The organism is Leucobacter chromiireducens (assembly GCF_051993095.1).
Taxonomy (GTDB): Bacteria; Actinomycetota; Actinomycetes; order Actinomycetales; family Microbacteriaceae; genus Leucobacter; species Leucobacter chromiireducens.
Genome location: NZ_CP197024.1, coordinates 288,084 through 304,991, shown reverse-complemented (window position 1 = coordinate 304,991; position 16,908 = coordinate 288,084). Strand labels below are relative to the sequence as shown.

The following is a 16,908-nucleotide window of genomic DNA, read 5'->3' as shown; positions in this document are numbered from 1 at the left end:
TCCCCCTGAGCACGCCCCGGCCCCACCGCTACGCCACGCTCTCGAGGAAGCTGCGCGTACGCTGCCGTTCCGGATTTCCGATGACCTGCTCAGGCGGGCCAGCCTCAACGACGACGCCACCATCCATGAAGACGACCTGATCAGCCACTCCCCTGGCAAAGCCGATCTCGTGCGTCACCACGATCATTGTCATGCCGTCACGAGCAAGCTCTCGCATCACGTCAAGCACGTCGCCAACCAGCTCGGGATCGAGTGCCGAGGTCGGCTCGTCGAACAACATGAGCTTCGGTTCCATGGCGAGCGCCCGCGCGATCGCCACGCGCTGCTGCTGTCCACCTGAGAGCTGCGCTGGAAAGTGTCCGGCAAAGTCCGCGAGCCCAACGCGATCGAGCAGCTCCATCCCCCGTGCCTTCGAGGGGCCCTTGCCGCGGCGCATAACGCCGACCGGAGCCTCAGTAATGTTCTCGAGCGCGGTCATGTGCGGGAAGAGGTTGAAGCGCTGGAACACCATGCCGATTCCTCGGCGCTGCTGCGCGATCTGCCGCGGCGTCATCTCGTGGGTCTTCCGCCCAGCCTGTCGGTAGCCGATGAGCTCACCGTCAACAATGATTCTGCCGCCGTCAATCGTTTCCAAGTGATTGACGCATCGCAAGAGTGTCGATTTTCCTGAACCCGACGGCCCCAGCAACACGGTGACGGTTCCGGCGGGCACCGCGAGCGATACATCGCGAAGCACCTGATGGGCGCCGAAACTCTTGCGCACCCGCCGGATCTGCACCAAATCATCTGCGGTGGGCGTCGTGACTGCGTTCGTCATCTGCATGCTCATGCTCCGATCACCTCAGTTGCTCGTGTGGCGGGCGCCGGCTCGGGGCCCGGCTTGCGGCGATCCAGCGCAGCTCTCAGCCGCTGGAACGGAGTGGGCGGCAGCGATCGCGAACTCCCACGCCCGAAACGACGCTCCAGGTAGTACTGCGGGATCGAGAGCACGGTCGTCATGAAGAGGTACCACGCGCTCACCACGATGAGCAGCTCGACCTGCTTCAGGTTTGCGGCAGAGATCATCGAGGCCTGCGTATACAGCTCGAGCACCGCGATCACCGAGAGCAACGACGTGCTCTTGAGCATCGAGATCAGCTCGTTGCCCATCGGCGGAATGATCACCCGCATCGCCTGCGGCAAGAGCACCCGGCGGAAAGTGTAGAGCGGCGACATACCGAGGGAGTACGCGGCCTCACGCTGCCCCTCATCGACCGACATCATGCCGGCGCGGACGATCTCGGACGAGTACGCCGCTTGATTCAGCGTCAGTGCCAGGAGACCAGCGACGAGCGGCGTCACGAGCGTGTTCGTGTCGATCTGCCAGAAGACGATGTCGGTGAGCGGGATCCCCAAGCGAATCTGGTCGAACAACAGACCAAGGTATCCCCACAGGACAATCTGCACGAGCACCGGAGTGCCCCGGAACGCCCAGACATAGAACCATGCGACACCCGACAGCACGGGATTGCTCGACAGCCGCATGGCGGCGATGATGACGGAAAGCAGGGTCGAGACCACCATCGAGATCACCGTGATGAAGATCGTGAGGCCGACACCGTCAAGAATCCGGGGGTCGAACAGGAACTGCCCGACCGCCGCGAAATCAAGGTTCGGGTTCGTTGCGACGACAACCACAAACGAGGCGACAAGCGCGACCACCACCAGGGCACTGATCCAACGCCACGGCCTCCGGAGCGGGATCGCGACGACGTCGTCATCATTGCCGAGCTGCGAGTCGGTGCGCTCGGCGAGCACTGTGTCAGACACCGGGCTACTTCGCCGTCGCCTGGTTGACCTCTGCGGACTCGACGGCGTACGCGCCGATGTGATTCCGCTCGAGGACCTTGGCGTAGCTGCCGTCGTCAATCAGCGCCTGCAAGGCCTGCTTGACGGCTTCAACGAGCTCGGTGTCGCCCTTCAGGATCCCAATCCCTGAGTACACAGGGTTGAAACCGGCCGGGTTCTCCGGATCTCGCACGATGTCAAACGCCTTGCCGTCGTCCGTTGTCGCCACAACGTACTCGGTGACCACCGCATCCGCCGAGTAGGCGTCGCTCTTGCCTGCGCGGAGAGCAGTCTGAGCGTCCAGATCGCTCGGCAGCTCCATCACGGTAATGCCGCAGTCCATCGCGCGCAGCAGTTCACCCTGAATGGTCGCCTTCTGCACGGACACCGTCTTGCCACAGAGGTCTTGCTGGGTGGTGATCTTTTTCGGATTGCCCGACTTCACCGCGATCGCAAAGCCACCGTGCGTGTAGGCGACGAAGCTCAGTGTCGCCTCGCGCTCCTCGGTGTCGTTCATGCCGCTCATGATGATGTCGTTCTTGCCGGCCTGCAGCGAGGGAATCACGGAGTCAAAGGCCTGCTTGTTGAGAGACACGTCGATACCGAGCTTCTGACCGAGCAAGCGAGCGAGCTCAGGATCAAACCCGATCGCTCGGTTGTTGTCGTCGTACATCGCCATGGGCGGGAACGGGATATCGACGGCGACGTTGATCTTGCCCGCCTTCGTAATGTCCTCGGGGAGCAGTTCGGTCAGCTTGGGGTCGGCTGTCGTGCTGATCTCGTCGCCCTGCGGAAGCTCCGCCGGGCCAGCGGCAGCGGAGGAGTTGTCCCCGCCGCCGCTCCCCGCGCAGCCGCTCAGCGTGAGCGCGAACGCGGCTGCGACAGCCAGCAGAGTGATCGGTGCCTTTTTCATCTTGATTCCTTCGTCGTTGGAGGGTGATGTGTCAGAGCGGAGCGTGCACGCTAGCCGATGGCTGGCTCGTGCAGGCGGAGCAGGTCTTCGTACGTCTCACGGCGAGCGACCAAGCGGCTCTCGCCGTCCTTCACGAAGACGATCGCCGGGCGCAGCGCGCCGTTGTAGTTGTTCGAGAGGGTGTAGGAGTACGCGCCCGTCGTGGCCATGACTACGAGATCGCCGACGCGAGCGGCCGGCATCTCGGCGCCATCGATCAGCAGATCGCCCGACTCGCACTGACGACCCACCAGCTGCACGGTCTCCGTCCACGGCTCCGTTACGCGATTGGCGAGCACCGCTTCGAAGCGCTGATCGGTAAGCGCGACGTCAAGGGTGTCTGCCATGCCGCCGTTCACCGCAACAAACGTGTCGCCCGTGTGCTTGACCGAGAGCACGTCGTAGACGGTGACGCCGGCGCGGGCGACGATGGAGCGGCCGGGCTCAATGAGCAGCCGCGCCCCCTCTGGGAGGTGCTCGCGCGCCGCGGCAACAATCGCGTCCAGGTATTCGCCGACCTCGGGAGCTTGCTCGTCGTAGGTGTACTTCACCCCGAGGCCGCCGCCCACGTCGTAGGTCGCGAAGTCTCCGGCCGTCGAGATCTTCGCGACTGCCTCAGCGAACTGGCGGGTGTTGAGGATCTGGGAGCCAATGTGCAGGTGCACGCCCTCGAACTCCATGAGCGGGTGCGCGCGCATCCGCTCGATGGCGCGCAGCGCCTGGTCCATCGGCAGGCCGAACTTCGAACGGTCGCCGCCGGTGGCCTGCGATGCGTGGGTCTCCGCGTCCACACCGGGGATCACTCGAAGCAGGAGCGCCTGGGGGCGGGTGAGGAGGCGCTCGAGCCGGTCGAGCTCGTCTTCGTTGTCGACGATGATTGCGCCGATCCCAGCAGTGAGGGCCATCTCGAGCTCGGCGTCGGACTTCGCATTTCCGTGGAAGTGGAGCTTCGCGGGATCAACGCCTGCGGCGAGCGCGAGCTGCAGTTCACCGCCACCGGCGATATCAACCGACAGTCCCTCTTCCGCTGCGAGGCGATACATGCCAACGATCGGCAGCGACTTGGAGGCGAACAGCACCTCGGAGTTGGGCCAGCGCTCGGCCAGGCCGTCGATGAAGCGGCGGATCTGGCGGCGGAGGCCGGTCTCGTCGAACACGTGGAGCGGCGTGCCGTACTGCGCGGCGAGCTCCGTGATCGGCACCCCTCCGATAGCGAGCACCCCGTCGTCGGTGACGCTCGATTCCTCGGGCAGCACGTCCCACAATTCGCCGATCCGGGTGTTCTCCGGTGCCGGCTGGGCGCTCGTCGTGACCTTCTCCATCGCTGCTCCTTTGGTTCGTTGCTCACTCACCCTAGGGGAGTTTTTCTCCCCATTTTTTGGAGTAATACATTAGATTGAACATGTGGCTGAAGCGATTTCTCCAAGTTCGATTCCAGTGAGCATGCCGATCGGTGAGCTCATTCGCGGCATTGGGCCTGATGCGGTCTCGGTGCTTGGCCCCCTCGACTCGGCACGCCCGGTGTCGGGCGCGGAGCTCTACGATGCGCTCGACGAGTCGCTCCCCGAGCCCGGGCTCCTGCTCCTGCTGCCCTCCGCGACCGGCCTCGCTCCCGCGGATGTTGAACGCCTGGCGCGCAGCGCGGCCGAGGGGAGGGCCGCCGGCCTCGCGCTCAAGTGCAAAGAAGAGGATGCGGAAGCGGTTGCCCAGGTGGCACGGTCCACCGGCCTGCCGATCCTGCGTGTGGAAGAACGGGTGAGCTGGCGGCTCTTCGACGCGCTGCTGTCTCGGCTGCTCGGTGAGCATCGCTACAGCGACAATGCCCAGGGCGACCGCGGACCTGAGCCGCTCTTCGCGTTGGCGAACGAGCTTGCCGAGTTCTTTGGCGGCTCCGCAGCCATAGAGGATCTCGAGCGCCGGATCGTGGCGTACTCCTCGGTGCCCGGCCAGGTGATCGACAGCCTACGCACCCAAGGAATCCTGACCCGGCGAGTGCCTGAGTCGCCATTCAATGAGGATCAGTACCGCTCGGTGCTTCGCGCGGACCACCCGATCGGGTACCCGCAACTCGATGATGAGGAGCCGCGCGCTGCGATCGCGGTCCGTGCCGGCGCGATGCCACTCGGCACTATCTGGGTCATCAATCCAACGGGTGACCCCGAGACGCTCTCACACGAGCAAGAGACCAAACTGCACGCCGCCGCCGCGGTCGCAGCCGCGCACATGCTCGACGATCTCCGCGCCCGAAATGCGACGCAGCTGCCGCGGGAGGACCGGCTGCGCACGCTACTCGACGGTACTGAGGTGACCGGTACCGAGCTTGCGGAGCTCGGGCTCTCCGAGGAGCGGGGCGCAGCCCTCGTGATTTTCGCCCCGCCCGGTGAACCACACCCCATGACGCTCGCCCAGCTTCGCTCGATCGTGCAGCGCCACTTCGCGCTCCACCGCCCCGAGGCCGTGACCGTGGTGCGCGGCGACCTCGTCTACGCACTCGTCACGTGCGACCCGCAGTACGGCGAGGAGCCGCTCGTTGCCCCGTTTCTCCCGCTCGTGGATCGACTCATCGGCGAGGGCACGCGGGTAGCCCTCCCCGGCGTCACGCACCGATCGAGCGAGATTGCGCAGCTGCGCCAGCTCGGTCGGCGACTCATCGAGGCGGCGGCTCGGCACTCGGACGCCGTGCCCGAGCGCGTCCTCACGGTTCCGCTGCTTCGCGCGATCCTCACGTTCGAGCAGGTGGCTGAGGTGTACGCCGTCGAACCCGAACTGCGCATCCCAGAGCTGGATCGCCTCTTCGCTGAGCAGCCCGCGTTCGCCGCAACGCTCCGTGCATGGTGTGCTGCGCTCGGCAATGTGGCGCGCACGGCGCGCGCGTTGGATGTGCACGAGAACACGGTGCGCCACCGACTGCACCAGATCGATGAGCGGTACGAGCTGCGGTTGGGATCCGACGATGATCTCCTCGCGGTCTGGCTGCAACTCCGTGCGCTGCACAGCGGGGAAGGAATACCCACGCGCCCATCGCGTTGACCTCATCGGACACGTAGGCTGCAGGAAAAGGGGGCGCTCATGCATCAGGTGGCAGATCTCGCGGGGCTTTTCGCCGACGGGCCAGTTGCGGTGCTCACGGGTGCCGGCATCAGCACGGACTCTGGGATTCCCGACTACCGGGGCGCAGGAACCCCGCCCCGCACGCCCATGAGTATCGCCCAGTTCTCTGAGGACCCCGCCTACCGTCAGCGCTTCTGGGCGGGCGCCCGTGTCGGATCAGGGCCGATGAGCGCAATTGAGCCGAACGCGGGGCACCGCGTTCTCGCAGACCTCGAAGCGGCCGGCCGCGTCGACGGAGTCATCACCCAGAACGTGGATGGCCTGCACCGCCGTGCCGGATCCCGCACCGTTGTCGAGCTGCACGGCAGCGGCTCCACCATTCGCTGCACGGAATGCGGCGCGCGGTGGACGCGCTCGGAAGTGCTGCACTGGTTCGACGTGGCGAACCCCGGCTACGCCGAAGCACACGCGAACGCTCCCCTGCGCCCCGATGGCGACGCCGCGGTGGGCGACCTTGCCGGTGTGCGCGTGCCACAATGCCCCGTGTGCGGCGGCCAGCTGCGCCCCGATGTCGTCTATTTTGGCGAGGTCGTGCCGGCGAAGGTCTTCGCGAACGCCGAGCGGCTCGTAAATGAGGCGAGCGCGCTCCTGCTCGTTGGCACCTCGCTGGCGGTCAACACGGGCGTCCGCCTGCTGCACCGCGCCGAGCGCCGCGGAATCCCGGTTGGCGTGATCAACCGGGGTCCCACGGCTGCCGACTCACGGGCGAGCGTGCGCATTGAGGGCGGCACTTCGGAGACCCTCACCGATCTCGCGGGGCTGCTCGCATAGCTGCGCCGGGCCACTAGAACGCGCCGGTGAGCGCCATCACACCGAGCGTGGTGCTCGCCACGAGCAGCGACAGGATCCCGCCCAGGATGAGGGGCTTGAGCCCGGCCGCGCGGATTGCGCGCAGATCGGTCGACATTCCGATTCCGGCGAGCGCCATCGCTACGAGGAAGACACTCACTTGAGTAAGCGCGTCGGCCGCGGGCGCGGGCACCGCGCCGAGCGAGGTGAGCGTGGCCACCACGAGGAAGCCGACCAAGAACCAGGGCACTAGGCGCAGGATCCGGCCGAGCGTGAATCGCTCTCCCTGCCCCGTGCGACGGCCATCCATCACGGCGAGGCCGATGCTGATGGGGATGATCATGAGGGTACGGACGAGCTTCACCACAACTGCGAAGCCGAGCGCGGAGGCACTGAACACGCTCGCGGCTGCGACCACCGAGCTCGTGTCGTTCACCGCGGTTCCAGCGAAGAGGCCGAACGCATGCGGGGTCATACCGAGCGCGTGCCCGAGCGCTGGGAACAGCAGCACTGCGAGGATGTTGAAGAGGAAGACGGTGGAGATCGCATAGGCGATATCGGCGCTTTTCGCGCGGATCACGGGGGAGATCGCGGCAATCGCCGAGGCGCCACAGATCCCAGTGCCGACGCCGACGAGCACGCGGAGATCGCGATCGACCCCCATGGCACGGCCGATCAGCCACGCCCCCAGGAGACACACGGTCAGTGACGAGAGCATCACCGGCAGCGACTCGGCGCCCACCTCGATGATGCTCGCGAGCGAGAGCTGCGCGCCCAGCAGCACGACCGCGCACTGCAGCACGAACTTACTCGCGTAGCCGATGCCCGGTTGCAGGCGCGTGTGCGGCTTCCGCACGAGTGCGATGAGCACCCCGATCAGCACCGCGGGGATCGCAGAGCCCAGAATGGGCAGGAACCCTCCAATCACGGTGGCGACGGCGGCGACCGCGGCGCAGACAAGCGCGCCGGGAAGCACCTCGACGCCCCGCGCGGCGAGGCGCTGGGGCAGGGTGGGAAGCGGAGAAACCTTCATGGCTCTAGTGTTTCGAACCTCAGCGCGCAGCGGAACCTGGCAACTCGTTGGGGGATCCAAGCGGTGCTTGTATCATTGCCGCGTGGCCTCTCCCGATCTCATCGACATCCGCTGCTTCGAAGCGGCGCTCCGCACGGGCAGCATTTCCGCGGCCGGTCGCGAGCTCGGCGTCACGCAACAGGCGGTGTCTGCGCGCTTGCGCAGCCTGGAACGGCGCGTCGGCGTCGACCTGGTGCAGCGCTCACCCGCCGGCGTCACCGCTACGCCCGCGGGCGACGCCGTCCTCGCTTGGGCACGCGAGGTGCTGACCGCCGCGGCTCGCCTGGACGAGGGCATCGCCAGCCTCGCCGGGGGCGCCGCACGCGCCCTCTCGGTCGGTGCCAGCCAGACGATCGCCGCGCACCTGCTACCGGCTTGGCTGATCGAACTGCGCGGAGCGCAGCTCGCGGCCGGGCGCGACGCCACCTCCGTCGCCCTGCGCACGGCAAACAGCGCCGAGATCATTGCGGCGGTGCGCGCGGGAGAGCTCGACCTCGGCTTCATTGAGACCCCCGCGCTCCCCCACGGGCTCGGGGTCGCCCCCATCGGCGTTGACCGCATGGTGCTCGCAGTGTGCGGTCAACACGAGTGGGCCACCCGCGACAGCGTTGCACTCGCCGAGGTCGCTGCCGTGCCCCTCGTCACGCGGGAGCCAGGTAGCGGCACTCGTGCCGCATTCGAGGCCGCGGTCTCACAGCAGCTCGGGATCACTGCGCCCACGCCCGCCCTTGAACTCGCCACCGAAGCCGCCGTGCGTTCAGCGGTGGCGCAGGGCGTGGCCCCGGCGGTGCTCAGCGAGCTGAGTGTGCGCGACGACGTGCGCCTCGGGCGAATCGTCGAGGTCAGTCTCGATCCCGAGCCGCTCGAGCGCCCCCTCACCGCGGTGTGGCGCGGAACCCGGCGGGACCTCACGGGCCCGCGCCGGGAGCTGGTTGCGATCGCCGCGCGAGCGACCGCACCCGCCTAGTCCGCGCGGGAGATGCGCGTCATGTCGTCGCGCGGCACCACCTTGATGCGGGTGCGACCGGCTTCCTCGCCCAGGGCGAGCTCGTGCTCGTCCAGGCGATGCCAGCCCTCGATCGTGGTGTACGGCACCTCGCGCTCGTGCAGCAGGGCAGGGATAGCCTCGCTATCGTCGACGGTGGGCTGCCACCAGGATGCCTGATCCTCGATCACGCACTCGAGCGTCTCCATGGCGTCCGACTTCGTGTGGCCGATGAGCCCGATCGGGCCGCGCTTGATCCAGCCGGTCGCGTACAGGCCGGGGATCTGCTGGCCCTCGAGATCCTGCACACGCCCCTGGCTGTTCGGGATCACGCCCTTCGCGTCGTCGAAGGGGATCTCGTCGAGCGGCGAACCGAAGTAGCCGATCGCGCGGTAGAGCGACTGCATCGGGATCACCTCGAACTCGCCCGTGTCGATCGCGCCGCCCTCGCCGTCGGGCGCGGTCCGCTCAATCTTCAGCCCTGCAACGCGGCCGTCCTCGACAACCACCTCGACGGGCTTCGACCAGAAGTGCATGTGCAGCCGACGGGAAGCGCGCTCCCCGCTCTCCTCGCGCTCGCGCTGCTCCTGACGCCACTTGTCCATCACACGCGTCATCACGGTGACCTGCTTGTTCTTCGCGAGCACCTCATCGGCGTACGCGTCAGGCAGATCGAAATCGCGCTCGTCCACCACCATGTCGACGTCGCGCACCTCGCCGAGCTCGCGCAGCTCAAGCGGCGTGAACTTCACGTACTTGGGGCCGCGGCGGCCGAAGAGGTGCAGCTCCTCGATGGGGTTCTTCTTGAGGCCCTGGTACACATTGTCCGGGATCTCGGTGGGCAGCAGGTCGTCGGCGTGCTTGATCAGCATGCGCGAGATGTCGAGGGCGACGTTGCCGTTGCCAATCACACCCACCGATGCGGCCTCGAGCGGCCAGGTGCGCGGCACATCGGGGTGCCCATCGAACCAGCTCACGAAATCGGCGGCGCCGTACGATGCCTCGGCGTCGATACCCGGGATGTTCAGGCCGGCGTCGCGGATCGCGCCGGTCGAGAAGATCACCGCGTTGTAGTGCTGCTTGAGGTCGTCAAGCGTGATGTCCTGCCCATAGCGCACGTTACCGAAGTAGCGGATCTGGCCACTGTCGAGCACGTCGCGCAGCGCGTTGATGATGCCCTTGATGCGCGGGTGATCGGGGGAAACGCCGTAGCGGACCAGCCCGTACGGCGCGGGCAGCTGTTCGAAGAGGTCGATCTCCACCTCGAAGTCGCGCTCCGCTTTCAGCATCAGGTCCGCCGCGTAAATCCCGGCGGGTCCAGCCCCGACGATTGCCAACCGCATCTTGCTCATCGCATTCCTACTTCCGGTCTGCCGCGAACGGTATTATCCGCCGGGCGTCTCACTGAGTTATGGGTGCCCCGCACGGAGCGCTCCCTGCTATCCCTCTCGGGAAACGATCGAATCAGCCATCCGCTCGAGCGCGCGCTTCACCGGCGACTTCGGCAGCGGGTCGAGCGCGGTCACGGCCTCAGCCGCCCAACGGCGGGCCGTCGCCTCGGTCTCGCGGGTCACCTCGTGTGCGCGGAGCGCGACGACCGCGGAATCGAGCACCGACGCGTCGGCTCCCGCTTCAATGTCGCGCACCCCCGCCTCGATCTGAGCGAGCAGCTCGGCGTCTGCACCGCCGGACGCCGCCGCGCGCTGCTGCAGCAGCAAGAGCGGCAGGGTGGCCACGCCAGCGCGGAGGTCGGTGCCCGCGCGCTTGCCCGTCTGCTCCTTCTGCGGCGACAGGTCAATCACGTCGTCGATGAGCTGGAACGCGACGCCGATGCGCTCGCCGTACTCGGTCACCGGATCCGCGTACTCCTTCGGCGCCTCGCCGAACATCACGCCCATGCGCGCGGCGGTCGCGATGAGGGCGCCCGTCTTGTCTGCAAGCACCTGAATGTAGTGCGCGATCGGCTCGTCCTCGGGCTGCGGGCCGACGGTCTCGTGCAGTTGGCCGAGGCACAGACGCTCGAACGTCTCCGCCTGCAGCAAGATCGCTTCCTCGCCCATGCCGGAGACGAGCGACGACGCGCGCGCAAACAGCAGATCGCCCGCGAGAATCGCCACCGAGTTCGACCACACCGTCTGCGCGGCGGGCACGCCCCGGCGCAGCTTCGCGTCGTCCATCACATCGTCGTGGTAGAGCGAGGCGAGATGGGTCATCTCGACCGCCTGCGCGGCACGGCGCACCAGCTCGTTGGGGCCGGTGCCCAGCTCGCTCGTGAGGAGCGTGAGCATCGGTCGGATCCGCTTACCGCCCGCGCTCATCAGGTAGCGGGCCGGCGCGTCCGCGACCGGGGAGGCGAAGCGCAGGTGTTCCATCAGCTCAGCCTCGATCAGCTCGAGCTGATCCTGCAGCTGCTTCGCGTGGCGGCGATCCTGCGCACCGCGGAACAACCGCATCGGCAGCGCCTGGGTGGCGGTGTCTTCTGCGATAGGACGGTTCACTGCTCGCCTCCGGAGGCCTCGGTCTTAGCGGATGTCGGTTTCGTCGCGGGCGCGGACTTTGCCGCGGGCGACGTTTTCGCTGCGGGCTTCTTGGCCGCCGGCTTCTTCGCCTCGGACTGCTTCGCGGTGGAGGCAGCCGCCGGCTTCTTGGCCGCAGCGGGTTTCTTCGCCGCTGCAGGCTTCTTCGCCGCGGGTTTCTTCGCGGCAGGCTTCTTCGCGGCAGCCGGCTTCGGCGCGGCTGGCGCCTCGCGCGGAACAAAGCCACGGTGCAGCGCGACGATGCCAAAGGTGAGGTTGCGGTAGGCGACTCGCTCAAAGCCGGCCTCGCGCAGCCACCCGGCCAGCGCTTCCTGATCCGGCCACTCTTCAATCGACTCGTTGAGGTACTGGTACGCGGCGGCGGCCTCGCGGTTGATCGCACCGGCGATGCGCGGCAGCACGTGGCGGCCGTAGAACGCGTACGGACCCCGGATCACGGCCGAGGGGGGCGTCGAGAACTCCGCAATGACCACGCGGCCACCCGGCTTCACGACGCGGCGCATCTCGGCGAGCGCGGCACGCGGATCGCTCACGTTGCGCAGCCCGTACGAGATCGTGGCGGCATCAAAGCTGTTGTCCTCGAACGGCAGCGCGGTGGCGTCAGCGTGTACGAACTCGATGAGCGCGTTATCCGCGTGGCGCTTCCGGCCCTCGGCGAGCATGCCCTCCGAGAAGTCCGCGGCCACCACGTTGGCGCCGTGCGCTGCGAGCGCGGCGGACGACGTGCCGGTCCCGGCTGCAAGATCAAGGATGCGCATGCCCTTGCGCGGGCCAACGGCTTTCGTCGTCGCAATGCGCCAGAGCCGGTCGTTGCCCACGGTCAGGACGTCGTTAATGAGGTCATAGCGGGGCGAGACCTCGTCAAACATCGAGGAGACGTCGGCGGCGTGCTTGGTCGCGGTGTCGGGTCGAGTCACCCCACCATCGTATCTCCTTGTGCCTGAGCGCCGGATGGCACGCGCAGACCCGCTGAACGGCCTGCTCAGGGCGGAGGGGTAGATTGATGGGGTGACGAGTGAATCCGCTGTGCCCCGCCTCCGCGCGATCACCCGACCCCTTGCGGAGCGACCCGAACTGCTCGACCTCGCGGATCCCGATTCGCCGCTCGTGTGGCTGCGCGGCGACCGCGGCTGCGTCGGCCGGGGTGAGACCCTACGCATCGGCTTCCACGGCCCGAACCGATTCCGTGCGGCGGCTGGCGCCTGGCGTGCGATCTCAGACAACGCCGTGATCGATGACCCCGTGCGCATGCCGGGCTCCGGCCTCGTGGCGCTCGGTACCTTCGCGTTCGACGACGAGAGCGACGCGGAGAGCGTGCTCATTGTGCCGGAGGTGCTCATTGCGCAGCACCGCGATCAGTGGTGGATCACGGAGACCTCGATCATCCGCGATCCCGCACCAGACGCAGGCACCGACGAGTCTCTCGATCGGGATCTCACGCTGCCGCCCGCAGCCCCTGCAGGCGCATGGCCCGGCCTGGAGCTCGCTCCGCGCACCGACGACTCCGCTCACGCGGTCGACCCCGTCGCGGCCTACCTCACCGGCGTCACCGAAGCCGTGCGTCGCATCGAGGCCGGCGACGCGGAAAAGATCGTCCTCGCCCGCCAGATCGAGGGGCAGCTACCCGCGGGAGCGGATCTCCGTGTGCCGCTCGCACGCCTCGCGGAACGGTACCTCGACTGCTGGACCTTCGCGGTCGACGGCATGGTGGGGGCGAGCCCAGAGACGCTCATCCGCTCCACCGCGGGCGCGGTGTCGGCGCGCGTGCTCGCGGGCACCCGTGCTCGGCACGCTGAGAACGGTGCGCGCGACGCCCAGGCTCGTGACGAACTCCTGACGAGCGCCAAGGAACAGCACGAGCACGCGTTCGCCGTGCAGAGCGTGGTCACCGCGCTCGCCCCGTTCGTCACCGAACTGCGCACCAGCGAGGAGCCGTTCCCGCTGCAGCTGCCCAATGTGTGGCACCTCGCCACCGACCTCGGCGCAAGCCTCGGCGAGCGCAGCTCCGCGATTGAGCTCGTGGGAGCCCTGCACCCCACCGCGGCGGTGGCCGGCACGCCCACCGCCGACGCGGTCGCCGCGATCGCCGAACTCGAGCCGTTCGACCGCGGGCGCTACTCAGGGGCCGTGGGCTGGATCGACGCCGCGGGCGACGGCGAGTGGGTCATCGCCCTGCGCTGCGCACAGCTCGGCGCGGCGGATCCTGAGACGGGCGAACGCACGCTCACCGCGAGCGCGGGCGGCGGCATCGTGGTGGGGTCCGATCCCGATCACGAGTTTGGTGAGACCGTATCGAAGTTCCGGCCGATCACCGAGGCCTTCGCGCGCTGAGCCCACCCGGCGAGCTCAGCTCCGTCAGTTCAGCTCGGCCAAGTCAGGCCGCGCGTCGCTTCGAGCCGCGCCTGCTCCTCCACAACGTCGAAGTCTGCCGCGGGCCACGCAGGCTGCAGCGCCGCAAGCTCGGAGATGACGATTCGCTGCACTGCCGCGCGGGCGTACCACTTCGCATTCGCCGGCACGACGTACCAGGGCGCGTGGGCCGCGTGCGTGCGGTCGATCGCGATCTGGAACGCGGACATGTACTCGTCCCACAGCACGCGCTCGTCGACGTCCCCGGGATTGTACTTCCAGTGCTTCGCGGGGTCCGCAAGCCGATCGGCGAGACGCTCAGCCTGCTCCTCGGGTGACACATGCAGCATGATCTTCACGATCCGCACCCCGTCGTCGGCAAGGCGCTGCTCGAAGTCGGCGATCGCACCGTAGCGGCGCTCGATCTCGGCGGGCGGCGCGAACTCGCGCACCCGCTGGATCAGCACGTCCTCGTAGTGCGAGCGGTCGAACACGCCAATCACGCCGGGCTCGGGCACGCGCGGCTCGATGCGCCAGAGGAAGTCGTGTGCGCGCTCCTCTTCGGTGGGCGCTTTGAACGCAGCGAGCGACAAACCGTAGGGCTCAATCTGCGAGAACACATGGTTCACGATTCCGCCCTTGCCCGCGGCGTCCATGGCCTGCAGCACGACGAGCACACGCTCGCGCGCGCCCACGCGGCTCTGCGCAAAGAGCTGCTCCTGCAGTTCACGGAACTCCTGGGCGGAGGCGGCGAGCTCGGTTTGACCGGCCTTCTTCGTCGCCGCCGTGCCCGGTGTTGCGGCGGGGTCGATCCCGCGCAGCTCGAAGCCCTCGCGCACTCGCAAGAGCTGCGCTACATCGTCGTTCCAGAACTGCGTGCCCATCGGCCCTCCCCCGTCAGTGTTCCCCACTGTAGGGCCTGAGCGCGCCGCGGCGCACGAGATTATTTCCGCGCGAGCGGCACCTCGACGATGCCGGGGCCGGTGACCGGCTCCGTGAGCAGGCGCTCGAGCTCGCTGCGCGTCTCCACCCGGCGATACTCCCAGCCGTACGCGGCGGCGAGGGCTTCGAGCGACACCGAGTGCGGCGTGAGCATCACACGGTCGAACGCGTCTGCGGCCGCGGCGTCCGCAACCTCAAGCCCATCAAAGATCGTCCCGCCGCCGTCGTTGCCCACGAACAGCTGAATGCGCACGGCGCGCTCCGTCTGCGGCAGGAGGAGCGACCCGGCGTCGTGCAGCAGGGCGAGATCGCCGATGAGTACGCGAGTCACTCCCGCGGCGGCCGAGCTCTCGGGGTCCGCCTGGCTCGCGGCGGCGATGCCGAGCGCGGTGGCGACGGTGCCGTCGATGCCCGCAAGCCCGCGGTTCGCGTGCACGCCGAGCTTGCGCCCCGGGGCGAGGCCGTCGAGCACACGCACCAGACGGGAGGCGGCGAGAACCAGACGATCGTGCGGCCAGGAGCCGCGCCACACGCTCTCGGCGAGGAGCTCGCGGCTCACCGCCTCGCGCATCGTTGCGACCTCCGAGCGCGCGTACGCGTTGCGTTCCTTGTACCCGGGCGCGGTGGCCGCGGACAGGTTCGGCGCGTGCACCGTGGTGCGCTCGCGCTGCAGCTCGCGGTCGGCCACCACCCACGCGCCCAGCCAGCGGTGCAGCAGCGCGGGATCGTGGTCGGCGGCGGCACGCGCCGCACGCACGACCGTTGCGCGGCGGCCAGGATTCACGTGCTCAACGCCGGGGCCCGCGTGCGGGTCGACGACAATCACCTCGACGGCGTCGCGTCGCAGCAGCGCGTTCGCCTGCCGCGTGAGCGTGGGGTGCCCGAACACCACGGCCCGCTCAACGAGCCCGCCGATTTCGGGGTGCTCAAGCAACGTGGCGTAGGCGGCAATTGCTTCCCGCCCGTAGCGCGCGCCGCTCACGACCTCCGCGAGGAGGGGAGCACCGATCGCGCGGGCGAACACCTCAGCGTCGGGGCCAGCGTCGGCACCAGCGAGAACGACCGTGTAGGCATCGCCGGAGTGGATGTACTGCTCGTCGTCGGTGAAGCCCGCGTGGCTGCGGAGCCCACCCGGAACCGCCTGCGCTGCCGTGCTCGCAATGCCGAGCGCGTCGTTCTCTCGAATCTCCGCTGCTTCGGCCGCGGCCGCCTCGAAGCCGCGGTCGATCATCGTCTCGAATCCGGCGACTCCTGAGAGCGGTTCGCGGAACGCCAGGTTGAGCTGTACGGGGCCCGCCGGCGCTGCGCCGAGGAAGCCGGTCGCCGCAGAGATCGCACGCACGGCGAGCGTCTGCGGGTCGGTCGCATCCGTGCGCACGAGATCGCCGTCTGCTCCGAGCGCGGGCGCGGGCACATCCAGGCTGAGCCGAGCGGCCGGGCCAAACAATCCTGCCTGCTCGGTGGTCTGGTTGCTGCGAATGCCGCGCAGCTCAGTGGGGCGGTCCGCGGTGAGCAGCAGCATCGGCACTCGCCCGGCGTGCGCCTCAAGTGCCGCGGGCAAGAGGTTTGCGACGGCCGTTCCGCTCGTCACGATAACGGGAGCTGGCACGCCGGTCTCGCGCGCGATGCCGAGCGCGAAGAATGCCGCGGAGCGCTCGTCGACGCGCACGTGCAGGCGAATCGCACCGACGCGCTCGGCCGCCGCTGCGGCGAGCGCGAGCGCCTGCGAGCGGGAGCCGGGGCACACCACGACGTCGCGCACCCCGAGGCGAATCAGCTCGCCGAGCAGCTCAACCGCGAAGATCGAGGCCGGTGCGGGAGCCGCGGGAGCGTCAGCCTGGCTCACGGCTGCGACGCGTCGCCGTCGGCCTGCGTGCCGCCGTCGCGCCGATTCTCATCGCGCCGGTTCTCGTCGCGTGCTGGGCGCTCGGCCTCGCCTGCAGCGGGGCCCGGCTGCTCGCCGGGGAAGGTCTCTTCGTCGAGCTCTCGCAGGCGCGCCTCAAGATCACGCATGTGCGCATCGAGGTAGCCCGATGACATGTTGGTGCCGCTGAACCGGGGGTCATCATCTGGCGCGGCGGGCCGCACCGCGGGGGTGTCTCCCTTGCCGATGACAAACCAGAGGATGCCGCCGATCACGGGAAGCACGACGATGAGCACCACCCACACGGGTTTCGCAACGCCGCGGGCTCGCGCGCCGTCCGTCATCGCCGCGTCGACCAGCGAATACAGCGTGAAGGCCACCGCGATGACGATACCGATAATCCCGAATCGCACCATGCCCCTATGGTACTCGCACCACATCACACTGGGCTGGGCGCTCGCGGCCCCTCGGCTCAGGATC

The 16,908-nt window shown here is 68.2% G+C and carries 15 protein-coding genes; 4 read left to right on the top strand and 11 right to left on the bottom strand.

Going from position 1 to position 16,908, the window contains the following annotated elements:
- Window positions 1–28: 28 nt before the first annotated feature.
- The 4 genes from ACR81A_RS01390 to lysA are packed head-to-tail and all read right to left on the bottom strand — an operon-like array spanning window position 29 to window position 4,101.
- Window positions 29–829, bottom strand: a complete 801-nt coding sequence (locus tag ACR81A_RS01390; RefSeq protein ID WP_440312345.1) for an amino acid ABC transporter ATP-binding protein — start codon at window positions 827–829, stop codon at window positions 29–31.
- Window positions 826–1,809: an ABC transporter permease subunit gene (locus ACR81A_RS01385; protein ID WP_202382421.1), complete on the bottom strand. Its 984-nt coding sequence runs from the start codon at window positions 1,807–1,809 to the stop codon at window positions 826–828. The genes ACR81A_RS01390 and ACR81A_RS01385 overlap by 4 nt, the downstream gene beginning before the upstream one ends.
- 4 nt (window positions 1,810–1,813) lie before the next feature.
- On the bottom strand, window positions 1,814–2,740 hold the full coding sequence (locus ACR81A_RS01380; protein ID WP_202382422.1) for an ABC transporter substrate-binding protein: 927 nt from the start codon (window positions 2,738–2,740) through the stop codon (window positions 1,814–1,816).
- A 50-nt stretch (window positions 2,741–2,790) separates the two neighbouring features.
- On the bottom strand, window positions 2,791–4,101 hold the full coding sequence (lysA, locus tag ACR81A_RS01375; protein ID WP_440312344.1) for a diaminopimelate decarboxylase: 1,311 nt from the start codon (window positions 4,099–4,101) through the stop codon (window positions 2,791–2,793).
- Between the two features lie 82 nt (window positions 4,102–4,183).
- Between lysA and ACR81A_RS01370 the strand changes: the two genes are divergently transcribed.
- Both ACR81A_RS01370 and ACR81A_RS01365 read left to right on the top strand, forming a co-directional pair.
- Window positions 4,184–5,809, top strand: a complete 1,626-nt coding sequence (locus ACR81A_RS01370) for a PucR family transcriptional regulator (protein WP_440312343.1) — start codon at window positions 4,184–4,186, stop codon at window positions 5,807–5,809.
- Between the two features lie 39 nt (window positions 5,810–5,848).
- Window positions 5,849–6,661, top strand: a complete 813-nt coding sequence (locus ACR81A_RS01365; protein ID WP_440312342.1) for a Sir2 family NAD-dependent protein deacetylase — start codon at window positions 5,849–5,851, stop codon at window positions 6,659–6,661.
- 13 nt (window positions 6,662–6,674) lie between these two features.
- Here ACR81A_RS01365 and ACR81A_RS01360 read toward each other — a convergent pair whose 3' ends face one another.
- The gene (locus tag ACR81A_RS01360) at window positions 6,675–7,712 is read right to left on the bottom strand and encodes a YeiH family protein (RefSeq protein WP_202382426.1); all 1,038 of its coding nucleotides are present in this window, start codon (window positions 7,710–7,712) and stop codon (window positions 6,675–6,677) included.
- Between the two features lie 82 nt (window positions 7,713–7,794).
- On the opposite strand from ACR81A_RS01360, the gene ACR81A_RS01355 reads away from it, so the two are divergent.
- Window positions 7,795–8,718, top strand: coding sequence for a LysR family transcriptional regulator (locus ACR81A_RS01355; RefSeq protein WP_440312341.1), 924 nt, complete (start codon window positions 7,795–7,797; stop codon window positions 8,716–8,718).
- On the opposite strand, the gene ACR81A_RS01350 is transcribed toward ACR81A_RS01355, so the two are convergent.
- The 3 genes from ACR81A_RS01350 to ubiE all read right to left on the bottom strand — a co-directional run bounded on the left by ACR81A_RS01350 (window position 8,715) and on the right by ubiE (window position 12,190).
- Window positions 8,715–10,088: a pyridine nucleotide-disulfide oxidoreductase gene (locus ACR81A_RS01350; protein WP_440312340.1), complete on the bottom strand. Its 1,374-nt coding sequence runs from the start codon at window positions 10,086–10,088 to the stop codon at window positions 8,715–8,717. The two genes, ACR81A_RS01355 and ACR81A_RS01350, sit on opposite strands and share 4 nt — an antisense overlap.
- Before the next feature lie 87 nt (window positions 10,089–10,175).
- Complete coding sequence (locus tag ACR81A_RS01345) at window positions 10,176–11,189, bottom strand: polyprenyl synthetase family protein (RefSeq protein WP_202382613.1); 1,014 nt, start codon at window positions 11,187–11,189, stop codon at window positions 10,176–10,178.
- A gap of 41 nt (window positions 11,190–11,230) precedes the next feature.
- Complete coding sequence (ubiE, locus tag ACR81A_RS01340) at window positions 11,231–12,190, bottom strand: bifunctional demethylmenaquinone methyltransferase/2-methoxy-6-polyprenyl-1,4-benzoquinol methylase UbiE (RefSeq protein ID WP_337248968.1); 960 nt, start codon at window positions 12,188–12,190, stop codon at window positions 11,231–11,233.
- Window positions 12,191–12,281: 91 nt separating this feature from the next.
- On the opposite strand from ubiE, the gene ACR81A_RS01335 reads away from it, so the two are divergent.
- Window positions 12,282–13,604 carry an isochorismate synthase gene (locus ACR81A_RS01335; protein ID WP_440312339.1) on the top strand — a complete coding sequence of 441 codons (1,323 nt, stop codon included), beginning with the start codon at window positions 12,282–12,284 and terminating at the stop codon, window positions 13,602–13,604.
- A 29-nt stretch (window positions 13,605–13,633) separates the two neighbouring features.
- Here the strand turns inward: ACR81A_RS01335 and ACR81A_RS01330 are convergent, their stop codons facing one another.
- The 3 genes from ACR81A_RS01330 to ACR81A_RS01320 are packed head-to-tail and all read right to left on the bottom strand — an operon-like array spanning window position 13,634 to window position 16,844.
- Window positions 13,634–14,506, bottom strand: coding sequence for a PPK2 family polyphosphate kinase (locus ACR81A_RS01330; RefSeq protein WP_440312338.1), 873 nt, complete (start codon window positions 14,504–14,506; stop codon window positions 13,634–13,636).
- A gap of 59 nt (window positions 14,507–14,565) precedes the next feature.
- Window positions 14,566–16,410 (bottom strand): 2-succinyl-5-enolpyruvyl-6-hydroxy-3-cyclohexene-1-carboxylic-acid synthase, encoded by a 1,845-nt coding sequence (gene menD, locus ACR81A_RS01325; RefSeq protein ID WP_440312337.1) that lies wholly within the window; start codon window positions 16,408–16,410, stop codon window positions 14,566–14,568.
- The gene (locus tag ACR81A_RS01320) at window positions 16,407–16,844 is read right to left on the bottom strand and encodes a PLDc N-terminal domain-containing protein (RefSeq protein WP_440312336.1); all 438 of its coding nucleotides are present in this window, start codon (window positions 16,842–16,844) and stop codon (window positions 16,407–16,409) included. Before ACR81A_RS01320 ends, menD begins: the two co-directional genes overlap by 4 nt.
- Between the last annotated feature and the right edge of the window lie 64 nt (window positions 16,845–16,908).

What these genes read in the sequence shown, in the direction of transcription:
- ACR81A_RS01390 (WP_440312345.1), bottom strand. Translation starts at nt 829, where the DNA reads ATGAGCATGCAGATGACGAACGCAGTCACGACGCCCACCGCAGATGAT.
- ACR81A_RS01380 (WP_202382422.1), bottom strand. Translation starts at nt 2,740, where the DNA reads ATGAAAAAGGCACCGATCACTCTGCTGGCTGTCGCAGCCGCGTTCGCG.
- lysA (WP_440312344.1), bottom strand. Translation starts at nt 4,101, where the DNA reads ATGGAGAAGGTCACGACGAGCGCCCAGCCGGCACCGGAGAACACCCGG.
- ACR81A_RS01365 (WP_440312342.1), top strand. Translation starts at nt 5,849, where the DNA reads ATGCATCAGGTGGCAGATCTCGCGGGGCTTTTCGCCGACGGGCCAGTT.
- ACR81A_RS01360 (WP_202382426.1), bottom strand. Translation starts at nt 7,712, where the DNA reads ATGAAGGTTTCTCCGCTTCCCACCCTGCCCCAGCGCCTCGCCGCGCGG.
- ACR81A_RS01350 (WP_440312340.1), bottom strand. Translation starts at nt 10,088, where the DNA reads ATGAGCAAGATGCGGTTGGCAATCGTCGGGGCTGGACCCGCCGGGATT.
- ACR81A_RS01345 (WP_202382613.1), bottom strand. Translation starts at nt 11,189, where the DNA reads ATGCGGTTGTTCCGCGGTGCGCAGGATCGCCGCCACGCGAAGCAGCTG.
- ACR81A_RS01330 (WP_440312338.1), bottom strand. Translation starts at nt 14,506, where the DNA reads ATGGGCACGCAGTTCTGGAACGACGATGTAGCGCAGCTCTTGCGAGTG.
- ACR81A_RS01320 (WP_440312336.1), bottom strand. Translation starts at nt 16,844, where the DNA reads ATGGTGCGATTCGGGATTATCGGTATCGTCATCGCGGTGGCCTTCACG.